The sequence below is a fragment of the Spirosoma liriopis genome, from assembly GCF_023196085.1.
Taxonomy (GTDB): domain Bacteria; phylum Bacteroidota; class Bacteroidia; order Cytophagales; family Spirosomataceae; genus Spirosoma; species Spirosoma oryzicola.
In genome coordinates this window covers 1,082,784-1,103,496 of record NZ_JALPRF010000001.1, presented here as the reverse complement: position 1 = coordinate 1,103,496, position 20,713 = coordinate 1,082,784, and the positions used below count along the sequence as shown (strand labels likewise).

Sequence of the window (20,713 nt, the reverse complement as noted above, 5' to 3'; positions counted from 1 at the left end):
TTGAGTAAGTGCATTTTCGGATGTTATTTGCTTGATCACTCATTCGTGCTTTTACACATTACCCATGTCCGTAAAAAATTGGATTGCTGCGGCTCGACCGCGCACGTTACCCTTATCACTAGCGAGCATTATTCTCGGTAGTTTTCTGGCCGCCGGATCATCGGTATCTACTGGGCATTTTAGCTGGACAATAGCGTTACTGGCCGCGCTGACAACTATTTTTCTACAGGTCTTGTCTAATTTTGCCAATGACTACGGTGACGCGGTGTCGGGGAAAGATACCGAACTGCGCGTAGGCCCACGGCGGGCGGTAGCAACGGGCGATATCACCAAAGAAGCGATGATGCGGGGCATTATCATTACCTCAGTGCTGTCGTTGGCTAGTGGTATCTGGTTATTGGTGATCGCCTTTTTCGGAGCAGGGCCGAAGTTGTTCTGGTTTTTCCTGATTCTTGGTCTGCTCAGTATTGCGGCTGCTATTGGCTACACAAACGGAAAGCGACCTTATGGGTATGCCGGTTTTGGCGATATTGCCGTTCTACTGTTCTTTGGCTGGGTCGGTGTGCTAGGCACGTATTTTCTGCACACCTTGTCTTTTAGTCCCATCTTATTACTGCCAGCTACCAGCGTTGGCTTATTTGCTACAGGCGTACTGAACATCAACAACATTCGCGATATAGAAACCGACACGCTGACCGGCAAACGCTCGATTCCCGCACGAATAGGCTTACCACTTGCGATCCGCTACCATTGGGGACTGCTGCTGGCAGGCATGTTCTGTGCATTGGCTTATTCTTTTCTAACGAGCGCACCCGCAGTAGGCTATCTCTACGTTCTTACGTTCCCCTTATTTGTCGTGAATGGCCGGTTCGTGGCTACGCACAAACGTCCCGCCGAGCTAAACGCCCGACTGGGACAGTTGGCTTTGTCAACATTGCTGTTTGTTATTCTTTTCGGTCTTGGGCAGGTACTTGCTTGATTAGGCGTTTGACAGATTCATGATCCGGTGCATGTTAAGCAAATGGCGCACGGGCCAATCTGTTTTATTGTATGTTTCAAACTGAGATCGTCTGATCGAAAGCATGCGTTCGACACGACGACGTTCGCCTTCTGGCATTGTACCCCACCGGTTGGGTAGGTCGTGAAGCAGCGCATTCATTTGCCGACAAGCAGTAGTTGGGATTGAGAAATAAGCGGCTAACTGCTCAACTTCCTTGAGCTTCCAAAGGTCTGGTTTGGCCCGGCGATTGCGAATCGCTCCGCTGCTGAGATTAACCTCGTAGCTTAATTGCTCGTCATTCAGCTTACATTCCCGGAGTCGCCACATTATGGAGTGGTAACTGTTGACAAACGACTGTAGCGTGTTTTGTAAAGGTTCCATCAAAAAGTGTACAAGTATTAAGTGGATTGATGGGTTATCGGCCAATCTGAATGAGTTGCGTTCATGTAAGCAGAAGATCCCACTAAATACCGTACAAGTTTCATGCCGTTTGTCAATAAATAATCATCTATAGTATACTTAATCAAAGCTAGAATACACAGCCTTGCTACAAAATGAGCTGCTAATGCACAAAAAAAGCTGCCCTTATTCAAGGCAGCTTTTTTTATAAAAATGAAATTCCTGTTTGTAGGAGCTTACTTACAGTCGATCCACTTTAACCCGGAGTTGAAACTCGTCCATTTCAATTTCCGTAGCCGAACCATTTAAGTCACTAACCAACTCAAGTGAGATCGCCTGAACCTCCTGCTGGATATACTCGCGATTCGCTTCGATTGCGGTCGCCAGTAAATCATCGTTACGTTCCAACGTGATCTGGATCTTATCCGTGACGGAGAAGTCGCGATCTTTACGCAGGTTCTGAATGCGATTTACGAAGTCACGAGCAATGCCTTCCCGGCGCAGTTCATCGGTTACGTTAACGTCCAGCGCGACAGTCAGTCCCCCCTCGCTAGCCACGAGCCAGCCCGGAATATCTTCGGTAAGAATCTCAACGTCGGAAAGCGAAATAGTGCCCAGCGGTAACTGCCAGTTGCCAGATGTCTCTAACTGTTTCAGATCATCTTCGGTCATGGCCGTGATCGCAGCGGCTACGTCCTTCATTTGTTTACCAAACTTGGGACCAAGCGCTTTGAAGTTAGGCTTCACTTTCTTTTTTAAAATACCACTTGCATCGTCCACAAAATCAACGCCTTTCACGTTAACCTCGGACAGGATGATGGGCGCAACGTGCTCAATTTGCCGACGCGTATCGGGGTTGAGTACCGGAATAAGCACGCGGCTCAAAGGCTGACGAACCTTTAGTTTGTGGCCTTTACGTAGCGAGTGAACCAGCGACGAGATATCCTGCGCCAGTTCCATCGACGTTTCCAGTTCCGTGTCGATCAAAGCACGCTCGGCTTTCGGAAAGTCGGTCAGGTGCACCGATGTATTGCCTTCCGTCAGGTTCCGATACAGCCAATCGGCGTAGAATGGCGCAATGGGCGACATCAGTTGCGCAATGGTTGTCAGACACTCATGCAGGGTTTCGTAAGCCGCTCGTTTATCGGGCGTCATTTCACCGTCGGACGCGACCCCGGACCAGAAGCGCCGACGTGATAAGCGCACATACCAGTTCGAGAGTTGATCGTTCACAAAGTCCTGAACCGCCCGACCTGCTTTGGTTGGGTTATAGCTATCGAACTGTTCTTCAACCTCAAGGATCAATGATTGCAGTTTCGACAAGATCCAGCGGTCAAGCTCCGGGCGCTCGGCTACCGGTATGGTTCGTCCAGCAAAGGAAAACTGATCGAGGTTGGCGTACAGCGCAAAGAAATTGTACGTGTTCGACAGGGTTCCGAACAGTTTTCGCTGCACTTCGCCGATGCCTTCCGTATTGAATTTAAGGTTGTCCCACGGTTCAGCGTTGGTGATCATGTACCAGCGCGTTGCGTCGGCTCCGTACTGCGATAAGGTCGCGAAGGGATCGACGGCGTTGCCCAATCGCTTCGACATTTTGTTGCCGTTCTTATCGAGTACCAGTCCCGTCGAAACAACGTTTTTGAACGCAACCGAATCGAACAGCATGCCGGCAATGGCATGAAGCGTGAAGAACCAACCCCGCGTCTGGTCAACGCCTTCCGAAATGAAATCAGCCGGGAACGCCTTCTTGAAGACATCCTCATTCTCGAACGGATAATGCCACTGCGCGTACGGCATCGCTCCCGAATCAAACCAAACGTCGATCAAATCCGACTCACGCTGCATAACCTTGCCCGACGCCGACACAAAGTACACCTCATCGACGTAGGGCCGATGGAGATCGTACTCGCCAGCTGAAAGTTGATCCAGAAACGCGCTGTTTTTGGTCCGTTGCTCATCAGTCAGCACATCGCTCTGCTGAGCTTCCTGCACGTAATTCTGTAGCTCTTCGACCGAGCCGATACAAACTTCTTCGCCCGCTTCTGATCGCCAGATGGGAAGTGGTGTTCCCCAGAAACGGCTTCGGCTGAGGTTCCAGTCTACGAGGTTTTCGAGCCAGTTGCCGAAGCGTCCCGTTCCGGTGCTTTCGGGTTGCCAGTTGATCTGTTTGTTTAACTCAACCAGCCGATCTTTTTTCGCTGTCGTGCGGATAAACCAGCTATCGAGCGGATAATACAGAATCGGTTTATCGGTCCGCCAGCAGTGCGGGTAAGGGTGTTCGTATTTCTCGACCCGGAACGCTTTGTTTTCTTCTTTCAGCTTGATGGCGATCAGCACATCGGTTGGCTTGAACTCCGGATCGGCGCGTTCTTCGTCCGAATAATATTCTTCTTTTACGTACCGACCAGCAAAATCCGTGATCTCGTCAACAAACTGACCGTGTTTGTCGACGATAGGAACTTCTTTGCCGGTCTCATCCCTGACCATGATGGCTGGAATACCAGCCGCCTGTGACACCCGGAAGTCATCCGCACCGAAGGTTGGCGACGTATGAACGACACCCGTACCGTCTTCCGTCGTAACGAAGTCGCCCATGATAACCCGGAAGGCGGGTTTGTCGGGGGTAACGTACGGCATCAACTGGTCATACTCGATGTCTTCCAGATGTTCACCTTTGAAGCCCGGTATGTCGATAATAGCCCAGGGAATGACCTTGTCGTTTGGAAGATAGGCATCGAACGCCGGATCGTCCGGAAAGTCAACCCGCCCTTTCTCGTTGAACCAACGACTGACCAACGCCTTTGCCAGCACAACGTTAATTGGCTTGAAGGTGTAGGGGTTGAAAGTCTTGATCAGGACGTAGTCAATGTCTTTACCAACGGTCAGCGCCGAGTTTGCTGGCAACGTCCAGGGGGTAGTCGTCCAGGCCAGAATGAAGATGTCGTCGGAGTCGGCGGCATCGAACAGATAGCCTGATTTGCCCGTTAGCTTTACCCGAAACTGAGCCACAATGGTCGTATCGCGTACGTCCTTGTATGTGCCGGGCATGTTTAGCTCGTGTGAACTCAGGCCCGTTCCGGCCTTCGGCGAATAAGGCTGAATGGTATAGCCTTTGTACAGCAGATCCTGGTCGTACAGCTTTTTCAGCAGGTACCACACCGACTCAATGTACTCGTTCTTGTAGGTGACGTACGGATTGTCGAGGTCAACCCAGTAGCCCATTTTCTGGGTCAGGTCGTTCCATTGATCGGTGAACCGCATAACGGTTTCGCGGCACTTGCGGTTGTAGGCTTCAACGCTGATGCCTCCTTCCGACTCGGGTTTACCAATGTGGTCCTTGGTAATGCCAAGTTCTTTTTCAACCTGTAGCTCAATGGGTAGACCGTGCGTATCCCAGCCACCTTTCCGCTCGACCTGAAAGCCCTGTAGGGTTTTGTACCGGCAGAAAATATCTTTAATTGTCCGGGCCATTACGTGGTGAATACCGGGAGCTCCGTTGGCCGAAGGCGGACCTTCGTAAAACGTAAACGTGGGCTTCCCTTCGCGAATGGCGACCGACTGTTCGAAAACCTGATTTTGGTTCCAATACGTTAAAACCTCGGCTGCGATCTTCGCATAATCGAGGGACTCATATTGCTGATACTTCACGCCTGGAATAAACGAATAGCACGAGTTTTTCAAATAGCTATTTGAAACTCATGCGGTTAAAAATGAGTGCAAAGATACGGAAATAGACTGGGGCACGAAAGCCGAAGCCGTAACTCAGGTCAGTAAATAACCGTATGTACTGTACGAACAAAAAAGCTTGCCCGTACGGTTCGCTTTCGGTAGGTAGGATGATTCTATCAGTCTTACTTGAGATAAAACTGGTGAACAGCGGGAAGTATATGAATTTGCCCAAAAAAAAGCCCAGCCATTACAGCTGGGCTCCGAGCAATTTCTGGTTTATAGAGGGTCTTTACCATTTAGAGCAAAGTTAACCCCTTTGGTCACCTTTTGGTAAGTGAAATTGAAAAAAATAATTAGCTGTTGTATTGTTGCTCGTACAGCCGATGAATTTTATCCCGGCTGCGCTTTAGACGCATCTTTACCGCGCTGGCTTTAAGGTTGTACAGGTCGGCAATCTCGTCGATACTCATTCCATCTTCGTATTTCATCCGTAGGAGCGTCGTTTCTTCTTTGGACAGTGTATCCATCGCTTGCTTTACCATCTGTAGCGTCTCTTCGTGCAGTACAGATTCCTGGTTGTCGGCGATATCAAGTTCGTAGTCGTCGTCCATTGTAACCGTATTCAGGCGTTTCGACAGACGAATTTGATCCAGGCAATAATTGTAGGCAATCGAATAAAGCCAAGTTGAAAAACGAGCCCGTTCCTGGAAAGCATCGAGTTTGTCAAATACTTTTAGAAAGATATCATGCGTAAAGTCTTCAGCTTTGGCCGAGTCGTGGGTAAGTGACAAACAACGACGATATACTTTGTTGACATATCGTGTGTAAAGTGTCTCAAAACACTCATTCGGCTGATTAGGTAAGTACAGGCGAATAATATTCTCGTCGGTCAGTGAAGTATGCATAATCCTTTACTAGTGCAATTCAAGTTGTATTTTAACAAGCTCTGCTAACTAAGTGCTCCTTTATTTATTTTAGACTGAAACCAGTTAATTAAGACACGAAAAATATATTAAATGGTAGATTGGTTAACAAGCGTGTTTACCACAAGTCCATAGATTTCCTCTGTTAGAAGCAAAGAATTGACAAAGTACGTAGTAACTTACTAAAATGTTTGATTAGGGCACTTTGTTTTGTTTACGCGGATAAAATATGATTTAATAGAGAAATAAACAGACGCTTTATCGGTGTAAGAAAAGTATAAAATCTATTTTAAGATCTAGACAGATAAGTTGGTTACGCTGAACCTTACCAAAAAATCAGAACGCTTTTGTTTAAGAAATCAGCGTCTCGTAAGGCAAACGGTGATAAATAAGATTCAGTGGAGTAATCGTAAACGGTACAATAATTCAGGGGCAACTTAAGTACTTCTTAGGATGAAAGATAATGGTAGTGAATCGTTTAGTAGGTGTGTCTTGTAAAATGTAGTCACTTGGTAAACGCCGATAGCCAGACACACTACGTTAATCGCACCAGCACTTGTTTAACTGGTTTTAGAAGCGAACTCAGTCCGGCTATCGGTGTTTGTGAGGCAGGCTGGTTAATACGTTAGCTTTGCCAGATAATCATAATCGTACTTGGCACTTTCCATCGCCGTCTTAGGGTATTCTTCCTGCTCGACAAAGAAATACTTCGTTCCCGATTTGTCCATATTCTGCAACATCTTCTTGATATCAATCTGACCTTTACCAAATTCGGTGCTTTCCTTTTTGGTCTTGTCCATGTCTTTGAGGTGCCACAGCGGAAAACGGCCCGGATATTTTTTGAAATAAGCGAGTGGGTCGTTGCCCGTCAGAATGGCCCAGCCTAAATCCATCTCCATCTTCACCAGGTTAGGATCGGTGCGGTCCAGCAGAATGTCGTACAGAATTTTGCCATCTACTTTTTCAAACTCGTATTCGTGATTGTGGTAACCAAAGACCAGATTCGCTTTTTTGCAGGTTTCGGCAGCTTTAGAAAATGCGTCAGCGCAACGTTGATAGTTCGCAACGGTCTGGCCTTCTGTTGGTAGTGACGCACACACCAGGTAGGTTTGTCCCGCTTCTGCCGCCATGTCAACCGTGCGTTGCCAGTTGTTGTCGATTTGCACGTGACCACTGCGTACGGTCATGCCCAGGTCGTTGGCAATTTTTTTGATTTCTTTAGGCTGTAAGCCATAGAAATTACCTTTTTCGCTGCGGGCCGATTCCAGTTCTGTGTAGCCAATTTGAGCCAATTGCTTTAAGGTGCCTGCTGCGTCGGCCAGCATCTCCTTGCGAACTGTATAGAGTTGAATACCGACATTCTTCACTTTCGCGGCTTTGGCTAGATTAGGGACTAAAGCAGCGCCTACTGCCAGATAGCCCGATGCTTTAAGGAATTCACGTCTTGTTTTCATTCGACCCGATAAAATTAATGAGTTTACTTTGTCGCTGTAAGTCGGCTAGTTGATGCAATATACGCTTCGGCAACCAGGATCGACTAATTATCCGTTATCTCTGCCGGACTCAACGTACTGATGTCTGTGTTGCTGACGAACGCGATTCGTTTGCTGTCGGGCGACCACGAAGGGGTATTGATCGAACCCTGACCACCGTACAAATAAGCGATGATCGTTGGTTTTCCTCCTTTGATGGGCATCAGCCGGAGATAAACGTGTTTGTACGGGGGATGGTCACCGGACTGCACTTCTTCTTTGAGAAACGATAGAAAAACAATCCATTTGCCATCCGGCGAAATATGCGGAAACCAATCATGAAAATCGCCATTGGTGACGGGCTCCTGTCCGCTGCCATCGGGTTTCATTCGCCAGATTTGCATGGTGCCGGTACGGTTTGAATTAAAGTAAATAAACGTACCGTCGGGTGTAAATTCCGGACCGTCGTCGAGCCCTTTCGCGTCGGTGAGCCTGATCTCCGGTCCACCAGCTGCGGGTATTTTGTAGATGTCGTATTCGTTATCACGTGAACCGCAGAATACTAAACTGTTACCATCGGGCGACCACCCGTGCAGATAGGACGGCCCTTTAGGCGTAATTTGCTTTGGTGCGCCACCCGTAGCCGGAACCGTGTAAATAATTGATCCGCCTAGTTCCTTAACCCCACTACTGAGGCCCAGCATTTTTCCGTCAAAAGACAAAACGTGGTCATTGTTGTTGTTCTTGACGTCGTCGGTGTTCAGGACGCTCTGCTGACGGCTGGCCAAATCAAATGCGTAAATAAAGCCCTGACCATTGTAGATCAGCGTCTTGTTGTCGGGCGTCCAGTTGGGAGCCTGAATCGAATTGGGTGCTGTATGGATAACTTCCCGCTTTCCCGTTGCCACCTCCAGTAGTTCCAGCCGACTGCCGAGGTTCATCTGGCCAGCCGGTACGCCGGGGCTGACCGGGACGGTAAGACGAACATCCTGAAATACGCCTTTGGCAAGGTTGTTCTTCTGAGCGCCACTAACGAACAGACCTACGTAAATTTCGTCGCCCAGATTGAGATTCGTCACCTCCCGAATCTGAAACGGCTCACCGAACTTCGCCACGCGCAGGGTGTAGGTTGTCCCACGGCGTTCCAGTTGGATAACGTCCGCGTTACTCAGGCTAATTCGCCTTTCGTCGCTGGGGCCATCCGCCGTTCTACGAATTTGTAGGGATGGTCCCCGGCCTTGCACGGTGGCGCTCACCTGGGGAGCGTTTGGGGCCAGACTGGCTCGGGCCAGCCAGCCGATAGTGTGGTGCGGATCGGTAGAGGTCAGATGGCACCGCGTATAAACGATAAAATCGCCCTTTATGCGTTTCCACAGATAGTGCGTTGTGGCTGCATCGACTCCTGCACCGCTTAACTCGTACGTAGCCGAATTAAAACGAACGGACAGGGGCTGTTTGGCTTGGCCAATATCATCCTGTCCGTCGAACACACCCACCGATTTCTGCTGAGCGTTTGTCGAAACGGCTAGGCTGGTCAGCAGGCCAATCAGCAACAGGTTAATTTGCTTAAAGCGTTTGTAGAAAGGCATCAGGGTCGTGAGTAAGTCTTGGCTAACTCAGTCAAAAGAAGCAACGGAAGAAAGTTTACTTCCAGATTCCGGTTTCGCTAAACTGTTACCTGCTACGGTTAGTTGAGAAGAGAATAACGGATGTGTTTTCCGTCAGAAACGATTTACTCAACAAACTGTCTTTTCGTATGCGTTCCTTTTTATTACTCCTGTCGATCAGTCTGTACGGGTCGATTTGTTTTGGCCAGGCTGACTCATCGCAGCGGCTGACAAAACTTGACTCCGCACAAACGCCCCGTGAGGCTTCACCATCGACGCATGTTCCGATACCGGGCGTTGATACTCCGCTATCCGGTCCCGGAACGATGATGCAGGCACCCGCTAACCCAACGGCCACGGCCATACCGCAAAACGACCGCAAAAAGCGGAAAAATAAAACCAATCCGCCAACTGACCCCAGGGCTTTTGGGGTAGGTATACCGATTGGAAAAACAAAAAAAGATTCGTTGCGCTAACGAAGTGGCCTTTAAGACCCGGCTGGTTATTTTCCCATCCAGGTCTTAAAGTCGCTTACTTTTTCCCGGCTCACCAACGTTTCCTTATCGAAGGTAGGGCGTAGGTTCAGCGCGAGCCGGTTACCGAAGTAAGGCTGCATCTGATCGACGGCCTGGTGTGTTACCAGAACTCCCCGGTTGATCCGAAAGAAGCGGCCTGGGTCCAGACTGTCGGCCAGTTCATCCAGCGTGTAATCGACCAGAAACTTTTGCCCGGTATGGGTCGAGAAAAAGCTGTAGCGGTCTTCGGTGTAGAAATACGCAATCTCGCCCACTTCAACCGATAATAGGCGCTGACCCTGTCGTACCAGAAAGCGTTGTCGGTAATCGCGCGGAGCCTGCCGCTGAATCTGTTGGAGAAGCTTTTCAATGTTTTGAGCCGGATCGTCCACCGGGCGACCACGCAACGCTTCGTATTTCTGAAGACTTCGTTGCAGATCGTCGCGTTGAACGGGCTTAAGCAGGTAATCGATGCTGTTAACCTTAAACGCCTGCAACGCGTATTCATCGTAGGAGGTCGTAAAAATAACGGTACTTCTGACCGGTGTTCGCTCAAAAATCTCGAAACTTTGACCGTCGGCCAATTCGATATCCAGGAAAATAAGGTCGGGCTCGGGCTGACCACTTGTCCGGCGGTCCTCTAGCCAGTTGACCGTATCGTCGATACTGGCCGTTACGCCAACGATGTTCAGGGTGGGGGCTACATCGTGCAGTAACTTCTGGAGTTTACGCACGGCTAATTCTTCATCTTCAACGATTAGGGCGTTCATGGACTTAATTTATGCTTGTGCTAAAAGAGGTAATGTAACGGTAAAATAATCAGGACCGGCTTCAATTTGTGGTTCCGTTTGTGCCAGCAAGTTATACTTTGTCTGAATATTAGCTAAGCCAACGTGCGTTGATTCTGCTTCACCTGATTCGGACGAACCTGATCGGGTTAGATCGCTCCGAACCGATCTTTTCTGAACGTTATTGCGCACACGAAGATAACCAGATTCTGTTGTTTGGATTTCGATCAACAAAGGGCGGCTGGCCAGAATACTATTGTGCTTGACGGCATTCTCAACCAGAAGTTGCAGTGTGAGCGGGGGAAGGCGATGCTGCCTATAATGATTCGCTACCTGGACGGACAGTGTAAGGCCGGTCCCGTGGCGGGTTTTCAGCAAATGATAGTAAGAGTCAATAAAAGATAACTCTGCGTCGAGGGTTGTCAATTCATCGCTGCACTCGCCGTTAATCGCATGATCGCTGACGGGAAGCATGTTAGAATATCCATTGGTCTGAAGCATGTATCGGTACACGCGCGCCATTTGATCAATAAACTGTTCAGCTAGCTGTGGCTCATCGGCAATCAGCGACGATAACGAATTCAAGCTGTTAAACAGAAAGTGTGGATTAACCTGGCTTTTAAGGCCTTGCAGTTGCCCTTTCAAATTTTCCTTCTTTAGCTTTTCCCGATTGATTTGAATCTGTTGCCACCGGTTCAGCGAGTAAAACGTTTCGTAAATCCCGGCAGATAGAACGATAAATAACAGGTTGATACCGTAAATTTTCAGGAGCGATTCAACCGTAAACGAGGTGCCAAGTAACCGAAAACGACTGTATACACCAGCGATAAGGCTCACACAAAGTACCGACAATAGGCTGTTAGCCGCTACGACGAGAGCCACTCGTGTCAGTGACTGAGCGAAGCGAGGATACCGTTGGGTAACTACACGCGTCACACGATTTTGGGCGAAAAAGGAACCCGTGAGTAAGGCACCGTTCAGAAACGTGGTTGCCGTGAAGTGCCATCCGTTTTGCCAGTAGGCGTCTCCTGCCAGTAGATAACTAACCACTCCGGTAAGAAAAGGGACAGTCAGTACGTAAGTCCACCGATTGTAAGGACTGAGTTGGCTCAGAGGTGGCAAACAAACGGACTGATGCATAAACAATACCGGTCTGGGGAGCTTTTTAGCAGTGCTAAAGATAGCGATGCCTTCATGTAGGCTTTACCACGATAGTCACCAATTGCACGAATGGAGTCATGAGTTGTGCAAATGAAGGGTTAATCAGTATCTGTGACCGGTCAGGAGTACGGACTCAGCGCGCCGTTTGCATAGGGGCGAGTAAGGGTAAAACTACCGTAAAGGAGTCGTTTTCCTCCTGAACAACAATGTCGGACTGGGTGAGCATCCGGTATTTGGCCGCGATATTGGCTAATCCGACCCCATTGCTCAAACTTTGTTTACTCTTGCGCTGGAGATTATTGCGAACCAGCAGCAGAAAGCAGTCCTGCTTCAGCTTGTCGGTTGAGGCTGATGTGGTGATGTCAATAACAAGGGGGCGGCCCGGCGATACAATGTTATGCTTGACCGCGTTTTCGACCAGTAGCTGTAGCGTAAGCGGAGGGAGTGAATGCGTTAGGCAATTGTCGGGTACTGACGTACGTACGGCTATTCCCGAACCATGCCGGGTTTTAAGTAGATGCGTGTACGATTGGATGAAACGTAACTCCGTATGGAGTGACGTAAGCTCGCGGTCGTTCGATTGAAGCAGGTAGCGGTACACTTTCGACAATTCATCGACAAATTCTCCGGCCTGAACGGGCGAGTCTTCGATCAGCGTGGAAAGCGAATTGAGCGCGTTAAACAAAAAATGCGGATTGACCTGATTTTTCAGCGAATCGAACCGAGCCTGCCACTCGGCTTTCATCAGTTGCTCTTTTTCCTGATACGTCTTTTGCCAGTGCCGAATCAGGTACTGACCCTCGTATACAACGACGTAAACGCACACGTAGACGAACTGGATACCTGTTGTTTCGATGTAATTGTACAGATCGACTTTCCAGATGCGGGTATCCAGTAAACTATTGATCAATACGCGTAACGAGGAATTAACATTGGCCAGAAGAATAATCAGGAAGCCAAGAAGAATAAGCCGCTGGCGGGTGCGGTGTAGACCGGGATACCTGTTCTGAATAATACCAATCAGCCGTCGGGCAATCTCCCAGCCTAAATAACCGAGCGAAAGAGCGATACAGATGTATTGAATGGCTTGACGCGGAGAGTTATTGACGAGAATCGAAAGTCGGAAAAAGAAAGAACCAAAGGCAAACAGCAGCAAGGGTCCCCAAAGGCGTAACTTCGTATCCCTGGATAATTGTCTGGTCATGGATGGTGAGAAAAGGAAAGCTCCGCTGTAGCAAATTAACCGAAGAGCAGGACTTTTCAGTAAAATACACAGACAAATACTCGAATAAGTCTACAATCTCTGTCTGTATGGTGTTTATTCGGCACGTATACTAAAAATCCCCAGCGAGTGATGGCCGGGGATTTGGGGATAGAAACGTTTCAAACGGACTATTTCGTTTGCTTTTTTGTCGGTGTATGCTGCACTTTCTGAGCCGTTACGCTATGCTGAGGCTTGTAAATCGCACCGGTTGCAAAGTCAACGAGGGTACCCGGCCAGAACAATAGGATGTCGGCTATCAACGCGCCGGTCCGGACTTGTCGTTGTGGTTCGCCAGGCATTGGTTTGCGTTTTTGAGCGTCGGTGATACGGCCACCAAAAACGGTTGCGCAACTGGTTAGCGATCCTGAAAGGGTAATTGCGGCTAAAGCCAGTACAGTAAATTTCTTGAATGATTTCATGGTATTGGTCCGCTGCTGTGGTCGTTAAAAAAGAGGTTTATTTGGTTGCCGAAACGGTTAGCTCAACGCCGTCGCTGTCTTCGCCACTGATGCTTAGTTTGTTGTTGCTGCCTTTGGCAATAACATTCCCATTTAGTCGGTATTCAACGCTACCGTTGCCGGCGTCAACTACGGTTACGTCGTCGGCAGAATCTTCAATGAACGCTTCACCCGTTGATTTAAGGTTGATCGCTACATCAATGGATACCGTCGTTGCGGTCTGACGGCTTACTTTCATCGTGCCTTTCAGGTTGGTTTCGCTGGCCGGATACTTTTTACCGCCTGTAGTTAGTTCAGAGAAATTATACGTGCCTGATACCTGGCTGGCCAAATCTGGTGCAGGCGTATCTTTTTCCTTCTTACAAGCGGAAAGAGAAGCGGCTACGAGTAGCACGAGGAGTGCTGAGCGACGAAAAGCGAAAAATGTGTTCATTATAGTCATGTTGTTTTGGGAAAAAAAGAGGTTGCCCGGTTGGGCTTGGCTCATTGATCGATACAAAGGTGCTCGACAGTATAGACTGTTTGAAAGGGTGCCTGTACCAACTGGCAAAAGAGCCGCTTAAACGGGAAGAACTGCGGAATGAACCGGAAAACGCATCGTTAGCACTTGCCGTTGCGGAAGCACGAATGACACCTGATGGAAATTTCTGTGATCAAAGGAATTACGTTGTAAGGGAGACTTGTACAGCTGAACACCAGAAAACAGCAGTTCATGTTGACGCTTATTTCAACCTGCCGCGTATCGCTCCAAATTTGTACTAATCACTAGTTACCAACAACGACAATGACCACGATCTCTATTTTAGCGAACGTCCAGATTCGGGATTACGAACAATTTATGGCCGTTTTTACGACAAACGGGAAAGCTGCTCGGCAGCGCCACGGCTGCCAACGAGCGCAGGTGTTTACACTACCGGCGCCAGAGCAGCTTGTTATTCTATTCGACTGGTCTTCGCGGGCCGATTTCGAAGGATTCCTGGCTGATCAAACGGTTAAAGAAACAATGCAGGCCAGTGGTACAGTGGGACCGCCTACGTTTACGTTTTTGACCAAGACCGCTGAACTGCCCGCCTAACCTGCTCTGTTCATAATGGGATGACAATGAGCATCCCATTATGACGTATCGGTACACTGTTCAACGACTTAATTCATGCGGCTACGGAGCCGACTCGTGCGTTATATAGCGAAGTCTGTGGTGGGTTTGTAGCGCGCTGTAAAAGCGGACTAAGCTTTTCTACCTATCTTTGCCGTTTCCCCGCACAGTACACTATGAATAGTCAACTATTCAACAAAAGAGATCTCATTGCTTATTTTATTGTCGCGGCCATTGGTGCTTCGTTGCAGCTGATAGTCGGCACATTACTTCAGGAGTGGTTTCCCGTTACCTACGAACAGGCGCTATTAGCCGGTTATGTCTCTTCTTTTTTCATTGGATTTTATCTCACCAAGCTCTTTGCGTTCAACGCAAAAAACTCGGCGAAGACCCGGCGCGAAATTGCCAAATTCACGCTTGTTTCGATACTGTCCTGTATCATCACCGTCTACGGATCCTCGCTGCTTTATCAGTTCTCGACCGAAAGGATGGAAGCGATTCTATTCACAATTCCTTTCTCCGTCAAAGTGGTGAACATCAATAAGCTGGCTTCGCACACGGCGGGCATGGGACTGAGCTTTATCAGCAATTATGTCCTGCACAAACAGTTTACCTTTCGAAATACGGGCTTTTATGATAAACTAAAGCGGCTGATGAACCTGTAAAATCTACAGCCTCTTTACAGTATCGATCACTAAAAAGCCCCTGCCAATCCATTGTTGGCAGGGGCTACACCTTGAGCTGACTCTGTAGTTAGTGATGCGTCGATAGAGAAGCGGACGTGTTATCGGCCGGTCGTAAAAACGGCTGTCCGACGTACTGGACGGGCAACGACCGTTTCCATACCCAATAACCGGGCACGTTCAGTGCGCAAAACGGTGCGGATGTGTCTGGTAGTTTTCATTGGTTTGATTCGTAAATGGTGTTTGTATCCGCAGGTACGCATCAGGCCGTGCTCTACTTGAACTAGCGTCATCGTCAAACAGGGCAGACGTGATGCGTACCTGCGGATTTTCAAGGAATTATCTTAGAATTTTGCGGTCAGACCGAGCTTCACGGCTGATACGCCATAACCTACTTCTGCGAACGCGCCAACTTTTGGGGCGAACATGAACCGGGCACCCAGGTGTAATCCGACGAACAGGCCACTGTTGTACCCGCCGTAATCGTAATACCCGCTATTGCCTGCATACCGGAAGCCCAGGGATGCACCAACGTAAGGGTCAAAGGTGCTGGTTTGCACATTCATCGCTTCGCCAAGGTGGTATGATGCCCGCCCGCCAAAATAAACGAAGTTGTAACCGCCTGAATAATAGCCGTTGGCATAGCGGTAGTAGTCGATGGAGCCGCCGACCGAAAAATTGTTTTTCGCGTCTACTTCAACCGAAACGCCTAGTGGTAAACCACCCCCGTAGTAGGTTGCTAAGCCAAGTCCGGCGTTGAGGTATACCGCATGACTGCTGCGTGATGGACGACTGTACGAGCGTGTCGTAGCGTAACGCGCACCAGGCTGTGGCCGGGCAACCGTCTGCGAAGTTGGAGCGGGTTGGGCTTCTACCGGGGCTGGTCTGGCTTCTGCTACCGGAACTTGTGCCCTCGGTGCGACCGCAGTTGTCGCTGGTCGTCTAACCGGGCTGGCAGCGGGTCTCTGGGCTGGTTTTCTGACGGCGGTGCTGGTCTGGGTAGCCGGGCGCCGAACTGACTGCTGAGCCATAGCGAGATCCGTAGAACAGACAAAGGCAAGCGCCAGCATGGCTAATTGAGTAAACGATTTCATGACAGTATTTGTTGTTTCTGGTTATCCGTGAGGAACGATGCAAACTTACGTCGCGAACGGAGGGACGAACCAACAGCTACTGTCTGAACTGTATAAAGAACCACCTGAACTGCGTCGAACAGGCGTTGAAGCGGGCTACGCTAGTAGTTTGATTTTTTGAACTATAGTAGGTATTTAAAAAGATAAATCACTGTAGTTTAAGGATTTGTCTGTTTTGAATTTGGACGGTATAACAAATGGTTGGTTTGCAAAGTATAGTTCCGTTTTACAAACCAACATAATAATCGTAGCCGCGTTCGGCCCAGAAGTCGCGCGGGCGTTCATCCGCAAAGAACATCCGACCGATACGCTTGAGATTTTTGACGCCGTATTTTACCGGAATAATCAGACGAAGCGGAGCACCGTGCTGGCTATTGATCGGTTGCCCGTTCAATTCGTAAGCGAGCAGTGTCTGTGGGTGGAGCGCACTCTCTATATCGATACCGACATAATACCCTTTATCGGGCGTTTCCAAACCGATGTAGTTAAACAGATCATCCGTGTTGTCGGGAGAGGGAGCGTTGCCGCTGCGCGTTCCGAGCTTGTATTTTTCCAGAAAATCAGACAAACGAACTCCGCCCCAATGCTGGATCTGACTCCAGCCTTCGATGCATTTGAATTCGTAGACAATCTCCTGTTTGGGTAATGCTTTGATGTCGTCAATAGTCAACGCCAACGGTTGCTTTCCCGGAACATCGATCTGAAGTTTCCAGTCTTCCGGAATTGGCGATTTCAAGCCGTCGTAACCATTTACGCGGGCTTTTTTTGCGGCATCGTCAACGGCAAACGTGCGGACTAGATGCGTGTCGCTAAAGTACGTACGCGCAATCGTCTCGTTGGTGTTCAGGACATCCCGCAAAGGTTTGAGCATACCCATTGCTTTGGGGCTGCGCGTTATCCAGTTATACGAAACGAAAGGAACGGCTGCGGCAACAGAAAACCACCCGAACGCTTTTAGCATCCGTCGGCGAACGGCTGATTCTGGAACATCTTCCTGCGGCAGTTGCGGTTCGTTTGGAGCGGGTTTATTCGATATAGTCATGATAAAGCGGGTCGGGTTGGAGGGGTCATAGGCGATGGCGTCGGTTCCGATGGGCCAGCAGGGCGTACGTTGTCGGACCCTTGCGGTGTTGGCTGATTGGGGGAGTGTGGCTTGATGACTTCAACGCCCGTTATTATGGATTGAAAGTTTTGCCAGCCCGTCCGAATTACCTGAGCAACGTGAACAAAGAAAAACAATACAAAGCCAACGGTTAGAACAAAGTGTTCCAGACGGGCCGCTTCGTAGCCGCCAAGCAATCGCGTAAGCCACGAAAATTGCGTTGGTTTATAGATGGCATAGCCCGTAAGTATCGAACCAACACCCATAAGAATAATGGTTGAATAAGCGATTTTTTGCGCTCCGTTGTACTTGATAAAAGGCGGTTGCGATTTACGAAGTCCCAGATCGTAGAGCGTTACCTGAACCGCTTCCCGAAAAGAGTTGCGGTCTGGCACCAGATGCCGCCATTCGCCGGAAACAACGGTATAGCCTACATACAGCAATCCGTTCAGCAGAAAAATCCACATGAACACGAAGTGCCAGGCCATACCCTCGGCCAGTCGGCGGGACAGCTTGAAAAATTTATAGAATCCGTCGGGGAAAAAAGAAATAAGCGTGTAATCACCGATCTGAATTTTGTACGGATCGTATGCCCAGTAGATCAGCATTCCGCTCCAGATCATGACGAACAGCACCGGAAAATTAATCCAGTGAAACCAGCGAATGGCTAGCGGGTGCTTGTGGACAATTCGTTTCATCGGTTAATATAGTTAGGGTAGTTTGTTGGGTCGCCTGTAGTCTATAACGAACAATTGGGTTTATTAGATTCTTGAATTGCTATTTATTGGATCAATAATAACAAGATTGCAGAGCGCTACCTTTGTGCTATACTTTTATACTTGTGCCGTATGTCGTTACGAACCCTCGATACTGGTCTTTTTAAGCTTGATGGTGGTGCTATGTTTGGTGTTGTCCCTAAGCCGCTCTGGAATAAGCTCAACCCCGCCGATGAGTTGAACCGCTGTACCTGGGCTATGCGTTGTTTGCTCTTCGAACAGGGAAATCGGCTTTTGCTGGTAGATACCGGTATTGGCGACAAGCAGGATGCTAAGTTTTTTGGTCACTATGATCTCCACGGGGATGCTTCGCTGCTGGGTTCGATCCGAAAAGCGGGTTACTCGGAAACTGACGTAACCGACGTACTGCTTACGCACCTTCATTTTGACCACGTAGGGGGCGCTGTCAAACGAAACGAGGAAGGGCTAGTTCCGGTTTTTTCAAACGCTGCTTACTGGACACACCCATCGCACTGGGATTGGGCGGTGAACCCGAATCCGCGCGAAAAAGCGTCGTTTCTGGGCGAAAATATTCGGCCTTTGCAGGAAAGTGGTCAGCTGAAATTTCTGGAGCAGAATCCATTTCCGTACGACACGATCTCGTTGCTGTACGTAGATGGCCATACGGAAAAAATGGCGCTGCCGCTCTTTCAGATCAACGGACGAACAGTTGCATACATGGCCGATCTGATTCCGTCGTCGGCGCACGTCCCGTTGCCTTACGTGATGAGCTACGATGTGCGACCGTTGCTGACAATGGACGAGAAAGCCCGGCTATTGCAACAGGCTGCTGACGAAAACTGGATTCTGGTCTTCGAGCATGATCCGGTCACAGAAGCCGCAACCGTTGAAAAGACTGAGAAAGGAGTTCGGGTAAACGAAAAGGGAAAACTCTCGGACTTTCTGTAACGCGGCCATCCTGTCCGCGTTACGGGTGCAAACCAAAAAATTGATCCAGTCGTTATTTGATTGGAGCGAATTGATGAACAATGAAAATTGGTTTGGTATTGTCCGGTGGTGGAGCGCGCGGAGTTGCTCACTTGGGCGTAATAAAAGCTTTACAGGAAATGGGCATTGGGTTCGATCAGATTGCCGGAACCAGTGCCGGAGCCATTGTTGGCGCATTGCTTGCTCAGGGTTACTCCCCCGACGAAAGCTTGAAACTAATTGAATCGTCGTCTTTCGTGCGGCATTTACGACCTACCTGGAATCGGATGGGCCTGCTGCGGCTCGATCCTATCGTTGATCTATACCGAAAGTATATTCCTCATGATTCCTTCGAAGGGCTGCAAATTCCGTTGCACGTAGTAGCGGTTGACCTCAACAGCGGAGAACAGGTTGTGTTTGAAAAGGGTGAACTCGTCCGGCCCGTACTGGCATCGTGTTGTTTGCCGGGCATTTTCGAGCCGTTTATGATCAACAAGCGGCAGTATGTGGATGGGGGAGTCCTGAACAATTTACCCGTCGATGTCATCGAGCACAAAGTAGATTGCCTAATTGGGTCGCACTGCAACGTGCTGGGACCGCGCAAGCCCATTACGTCGATGCGCGGGGTAATCGAACGGAGCCTGGTGCTGGCGGTGCAGAGTAAAACAAAAGATCGGTTTGCCCGCTGTTCGGTGCTGATCGAACCCCCTCAGTTGGCACAATACACTACGACCGACATCAGCAAAGCGCGGGATCTGTTCCGGGTTGGTTATCAGTATACGAAGTCGATCGCGGCTGATATCGAGAAACGACTCCAAACGCCACCGATTGAAATCGTTTAATAAGCGCCCGGAAGGCTTTTGAGCCTGCGCTCACCCTACTACGCAGACAACCGGTGTAAATCAAACGCTGGTTACTCAATTAAACAGCCGACTGCCTCCGTGCGTGCTTCAGGAACCGGCTGATTGGTTAGTAACGCGTTGAGGGCATCCCGTAAATAGGTATGTACGGCTTCGGTGCGACGCTTTCCCAGATCAACGTACCAATCATCGATAGCCCCTTGGTACCGCACTTTTCCATCCGACTGCATGACAACCACTTCGGGCGTGACGTGCGCCCGAAACTGCCGGGCCAGCCGTGCCCCCTTGTCTGGCTGTCCGGCAAAAGGCAACTTATAATCGACTCGAAACTGCTCAATCGCTTTCGGCGTGTCCGTCCGAAGCGGAAAGACAGCAACAAACCGCACCCCTTCCGGACTAAATGTCTGGTACAGCTCCGCTAGTCGGCGTGTGTATTGCTGACTAATGGGACATTCGGTGTTTAAAAAAGCGTATACCGTGAGATTTGTCGGACGCTGGTAGGTGCTTTTTTGCCAACTTGTCGTACCAAGTAGGAGTATAATGCCAATGACGAGACGGTAGTGAATGCTGATTAACACCGTTAACCGGTTTGTCCGTTTACCCATGTCTGTAAGGCTATGCATGATAACTACAAAAATACCAATCAAAAATAGTCTATTGCTATAAACTCCTGTAGTAAGACCAGCAGGCAACGTCTGATTAGAATCAACTAGTAAACTATGGTACTATTTTCAGATTAAAAAAATTTAATTGTTAGTATCCTAAATTTGAAGAACCGTATATTAACTAAAAAGATATTGAGTATTTATACTAAGTAATTTAGGTATTTATAGTAAATGTATTACGAAATATAGAAGTGATTGTAATTATTAGTGTATAATAT

The 20,713-nt window shown here is 48.9% G+C and carries 21 protein-coding genes; 7 read left to right on the top strand and 14 right to left on the bottom strand.

Translation table 11 applies throughout. The annotated features are described in order from the left end of the window. Positions 1–64 precede the first annotated feature (64 nt). Entirely contained in the window at positions 65–979 is a 915-nt protein-coding gene (locus tag M0L20_RS04595) for a 1,4-dihydroxy-2-naphthoate polyprenyltransferase (protein ID WP_248475908.1), read from the top strand. Here M0L20_RS04595 and M0L20_RS04590 read toward each other — a convergent pair whose 3' ends face one another. The 5 genes from M0L20_RS04590 to M0L20_RS04570 all read right to left on the bottom strand — a co-directional run bounded on the left by M0L20_RS04590 (position 980) and on the right by M0L20_RS04570 (position 9,052). After that, positions 980–1,381, bottom strand: a complete 402-nt coding sequence (locus tag M0L20_RS04590) for a hypothetical protein (protein WP_232559682.1) — start codon at positions 1,379–1,381, stop codon at positions 980–982. Positions 1,382–1,639: 258 nt separating this feature from the next. After that, positions 1,640–5,056, bottom strand: coding sequence for an isoleucine--tRNA ligase (gene ileS / locus M0L20_RS04585; protein ID WP_248476597.1), 3,417 nt, complete (start codon positions 5,054–5,056; stop codon positions 1,640–1,642). Positions 5,057–5,421: 365 nt separating this feature from the next. Further along, positions 5,422–5,973 carry an RNA polymerase sigma factor gene (locus M0L20_RS04580; RefSeq protein WP_232559681.1) on the bottom strand — a complete coding sequence of 184 codons (552 nt, stop codon included), beginning with the start codon at positions 5,971–5,973 and terminating at the stop codon, positions 5,422–5,424. Positions 5,974–6,608: 635 nt separating this feature from the next. Then, complete coding sequence (locus M0L20_RS04575; protein ID WP_248475907.1) at positions 6,609–7,445, bottom strand: sugar phosphate isomerase/epimerase family protein; 837 nt, start codon at positions 7,443–7,445, stop codon at positions 6,609–6,611. 83 nt (positions 7,446–7,528) lie between these two features. Further along, complete coding sequence (locus M0L20_RS04570) at positions 7,529–9,052, bottom strand: TolB family protein (protein WP_248475906.1); 1,524 nt, start codon at positions 9,050–9,052, stop codon at positions 7,529–7,531. Positions 9,053–9,219: 167 nt separating this feature from the next. Here M0L20_RS04570 and M0L20_RS04565 point away from each other — a divergent pair, with 167 nt between their 5' ends. Continuing rightward, positions 9,220–9,546, top strand: coding sequence for a hypothetical protein (locus M0L20_RS04565; RefSeq protein ID WP_232559678.1), 327 nt, complete (start codon positions 9,220–9,222; stop codon positions 9,544–9,546). 26 nt (positions 9,547–9,572) lie between these two features. On the opposite strand, the gene M0L20_RS04560 is transcribed toward M0L20_RS04565, so the two are convergent. From M0L20_RS04560 to M0L20_RS04540, 5 genes are all read right to left on the bottom strand, one after another. After that, positions 9,573–10,355 carry a LytR/AlgR family response regulator transcription factor gene (locus tag M0L20_RS04560; RefSeq protein ID WP_248475905.1) on the bottom strand — a complete coding sequence of 261 codons (783 nt, stop codon included), beginning with the start codon at positions 10,353–10,355 and terminating at the stop codon, positions 9,573–9,575. A gap of 9 nt (positions 10,356–10,364) precedes the next feature. Next, on the bottom strand, positions 10,365–11,513 hold the full coding sequence (locus M0L20_RS04555) for a sensor histidine kinase (protein ID WP_248475904.1): 1,149 nt from the start codon (positions 11,511–11,513) through the stop codon (positions 10,365–10,367). Positions 11,514–11,667: 154 nt separating this feature from the next. Further along, on the bottom strand, positions 11,668–12,738 hold the full coding sequence (locus M0L20_RS04550) for a sensor histidine kinase (protein ID WP_248475903.1): 1,071 nt from the start codon (positions 12,736–12,738) through the stop codon (positions 11,668–11,670). Between the two features lie 188 nt (positions 12,739–12,926). Next, positions 12,927–13,217, bottom strand: a complete 291-nt coding sequence (locus M0L20_RS04545) for a hypothetical protein (RefSeq protein WP_232559674.1) — start codon at positions 13,215–13,217, stop codon at positions 12,927–12,929. 37 nt (positions 13,218–13,254) lie between these two features. Beyond that, positions 13,255–13,689: a hypothetical protein gene (locus tag M0L20_RS04540; protein ID WP_232559673.1), complete on the bottom strand. Its 435-nt coding sequence runs from the start codon at positions 13,687–13,689 to the stop codon at positions 13,255–13,257. A 351-nt stretch (positions 13,690–14,040) separates the two neighbouring features. On the opposite strand from M0L20_RS04540, the gene M0L20_RS04535 reads away from it, so the two are divergent. Beyond that, positions 14,041–14,331 (top strand): antibiotic biosynthesis monooxygenase, encoded by a 291-nt coding sequence (locus tag M0L20_RS04535; RefSeq protein WP_248475902.1) that lies wholly within the window; start codon positions 14,041–14,043, stop codon positions 14,329–14,331. Between the two features lie 194 nt (positions 14,332–14,525). Continuing rightward, the gene (locus M0L20_RS04530) at positions 14,526–15,014 is read left to right on the top strand and encodes a GtrA family protein (RefSeq protein ID WP_232559671.1); all 489 of its coding nucleotides are present in this window, start codon (positions 14,526–14,528) and stop codon (positions 15,012–15,014) included. A gap of 362 nt (positions 15,015–15,376) precedes the next feature. Here M0L20_RS04530 and M0L20_RS04525 read toward each other — a convergent pair whose 3' ends face one another. Next, positions 15,377–16,126, bottom strand: a complete 750-nt coding sequence (locus M0L20_RS04525) for a hypothetical protein (RefSeq protein ID WP_248475901.1) — start codon at positions 16,124–16,126, stop codon at positions 15,377–15,379. Positions 16,127–16,163: 37 nt separating this feature from the next. On the opposite strand from M0L20_RS04525, the gene M0L20_RS30095 reads away from it, so the two are divergent. Then, positions 16,164–16,286, top strand: a complete 123-nt coding sequence (locus tag M0L20_RS30095; RefSeq protein WP_262923846.1) for a hypothetical protein — start codon at positions 16,164–16,166, stop codon at positions 16,284–16,286. 105 nt (positions 16,287–16,391) lie between these two features. Here M0L20_RS30095 and M0L20_RS04520 read toward each other — a convergent pair whose 3' ends face one another. Together M0L20_RS04520 and M0L20_RS04515 are read right to left on the bottom strand one after the other, a co-directional pair. Further along, the gene (locus M0L20_RS04520; protein WP_248475900.1) at positions 16,392–17,207 is read right to left on the bottom strand and encodes a molybdopterin-dependent oxidoreductase; all 816 of its coding nucleotides are present in this window, start codon (positions 17,205–17,207) and stop codon (positions 16,392–16,394) included. Then, complete coding sequence (locus tag M0L20_RS04515) at positions 17,204–17,965, bottom strand: cytochrome b/b6 domain-containing protein (protein ID WP_248475899.1); 762 nt, start codon at positions 17,963–17,965, stop codon at positions 17,204–17,206. The genes M0L20_RS04520 and M0L20_RS04515 overlap by 4 nt, the downstream gene beginning before the upstream one ends. Positions 17,966–18,115: 150 nt before the next feature. On the opposite strand from M0L20_RS04515, the gene M0L20_RS04510 reads away from it, so the two are divergent. Then, the gene (locus M0L20_RS04510; protein ID WP_248475898.1) at positions 18,116–18,952 is read left to right on the top strand and encodes an MBL fold metallo-hydrolase; all 837 of its coding nucleotides are present in this window, start codon (positions 18,116–18,118) and stop codon (positions 18,950–18,952) included. A gap of 80 nt (positions 18,953–19,032) precedes the next feature. Continuing rightward, a complete protein-coding gene (locus M0L20_RS04505; RefSeq protein WP_232559666.1) occupies positions 19,033–19,812 on the top strand; it encodes a patatin-like phospholipase family protein in 780 nt (259 codons plus the stop codon). A 71-nt stretch (positions 19,813–19,883) separates the two neighbouring features. Here M0L20_RS04505 and M0L20_RS04500 read toward each other — a convergent pair whose 3' ends face one another. Next, positions 19,884–20,453, bottom strand: coding sequence for a redoxin domain-containing protein (locus M0L20_RS04500; protein ID WP_248475897.1), 570 nt, complete (start codon positions 20,451–20,453; stop codon positions 19,884–19,886). Between the last annotated feature and the right edge of the window lie 260 nt (positions 20,454–20,713).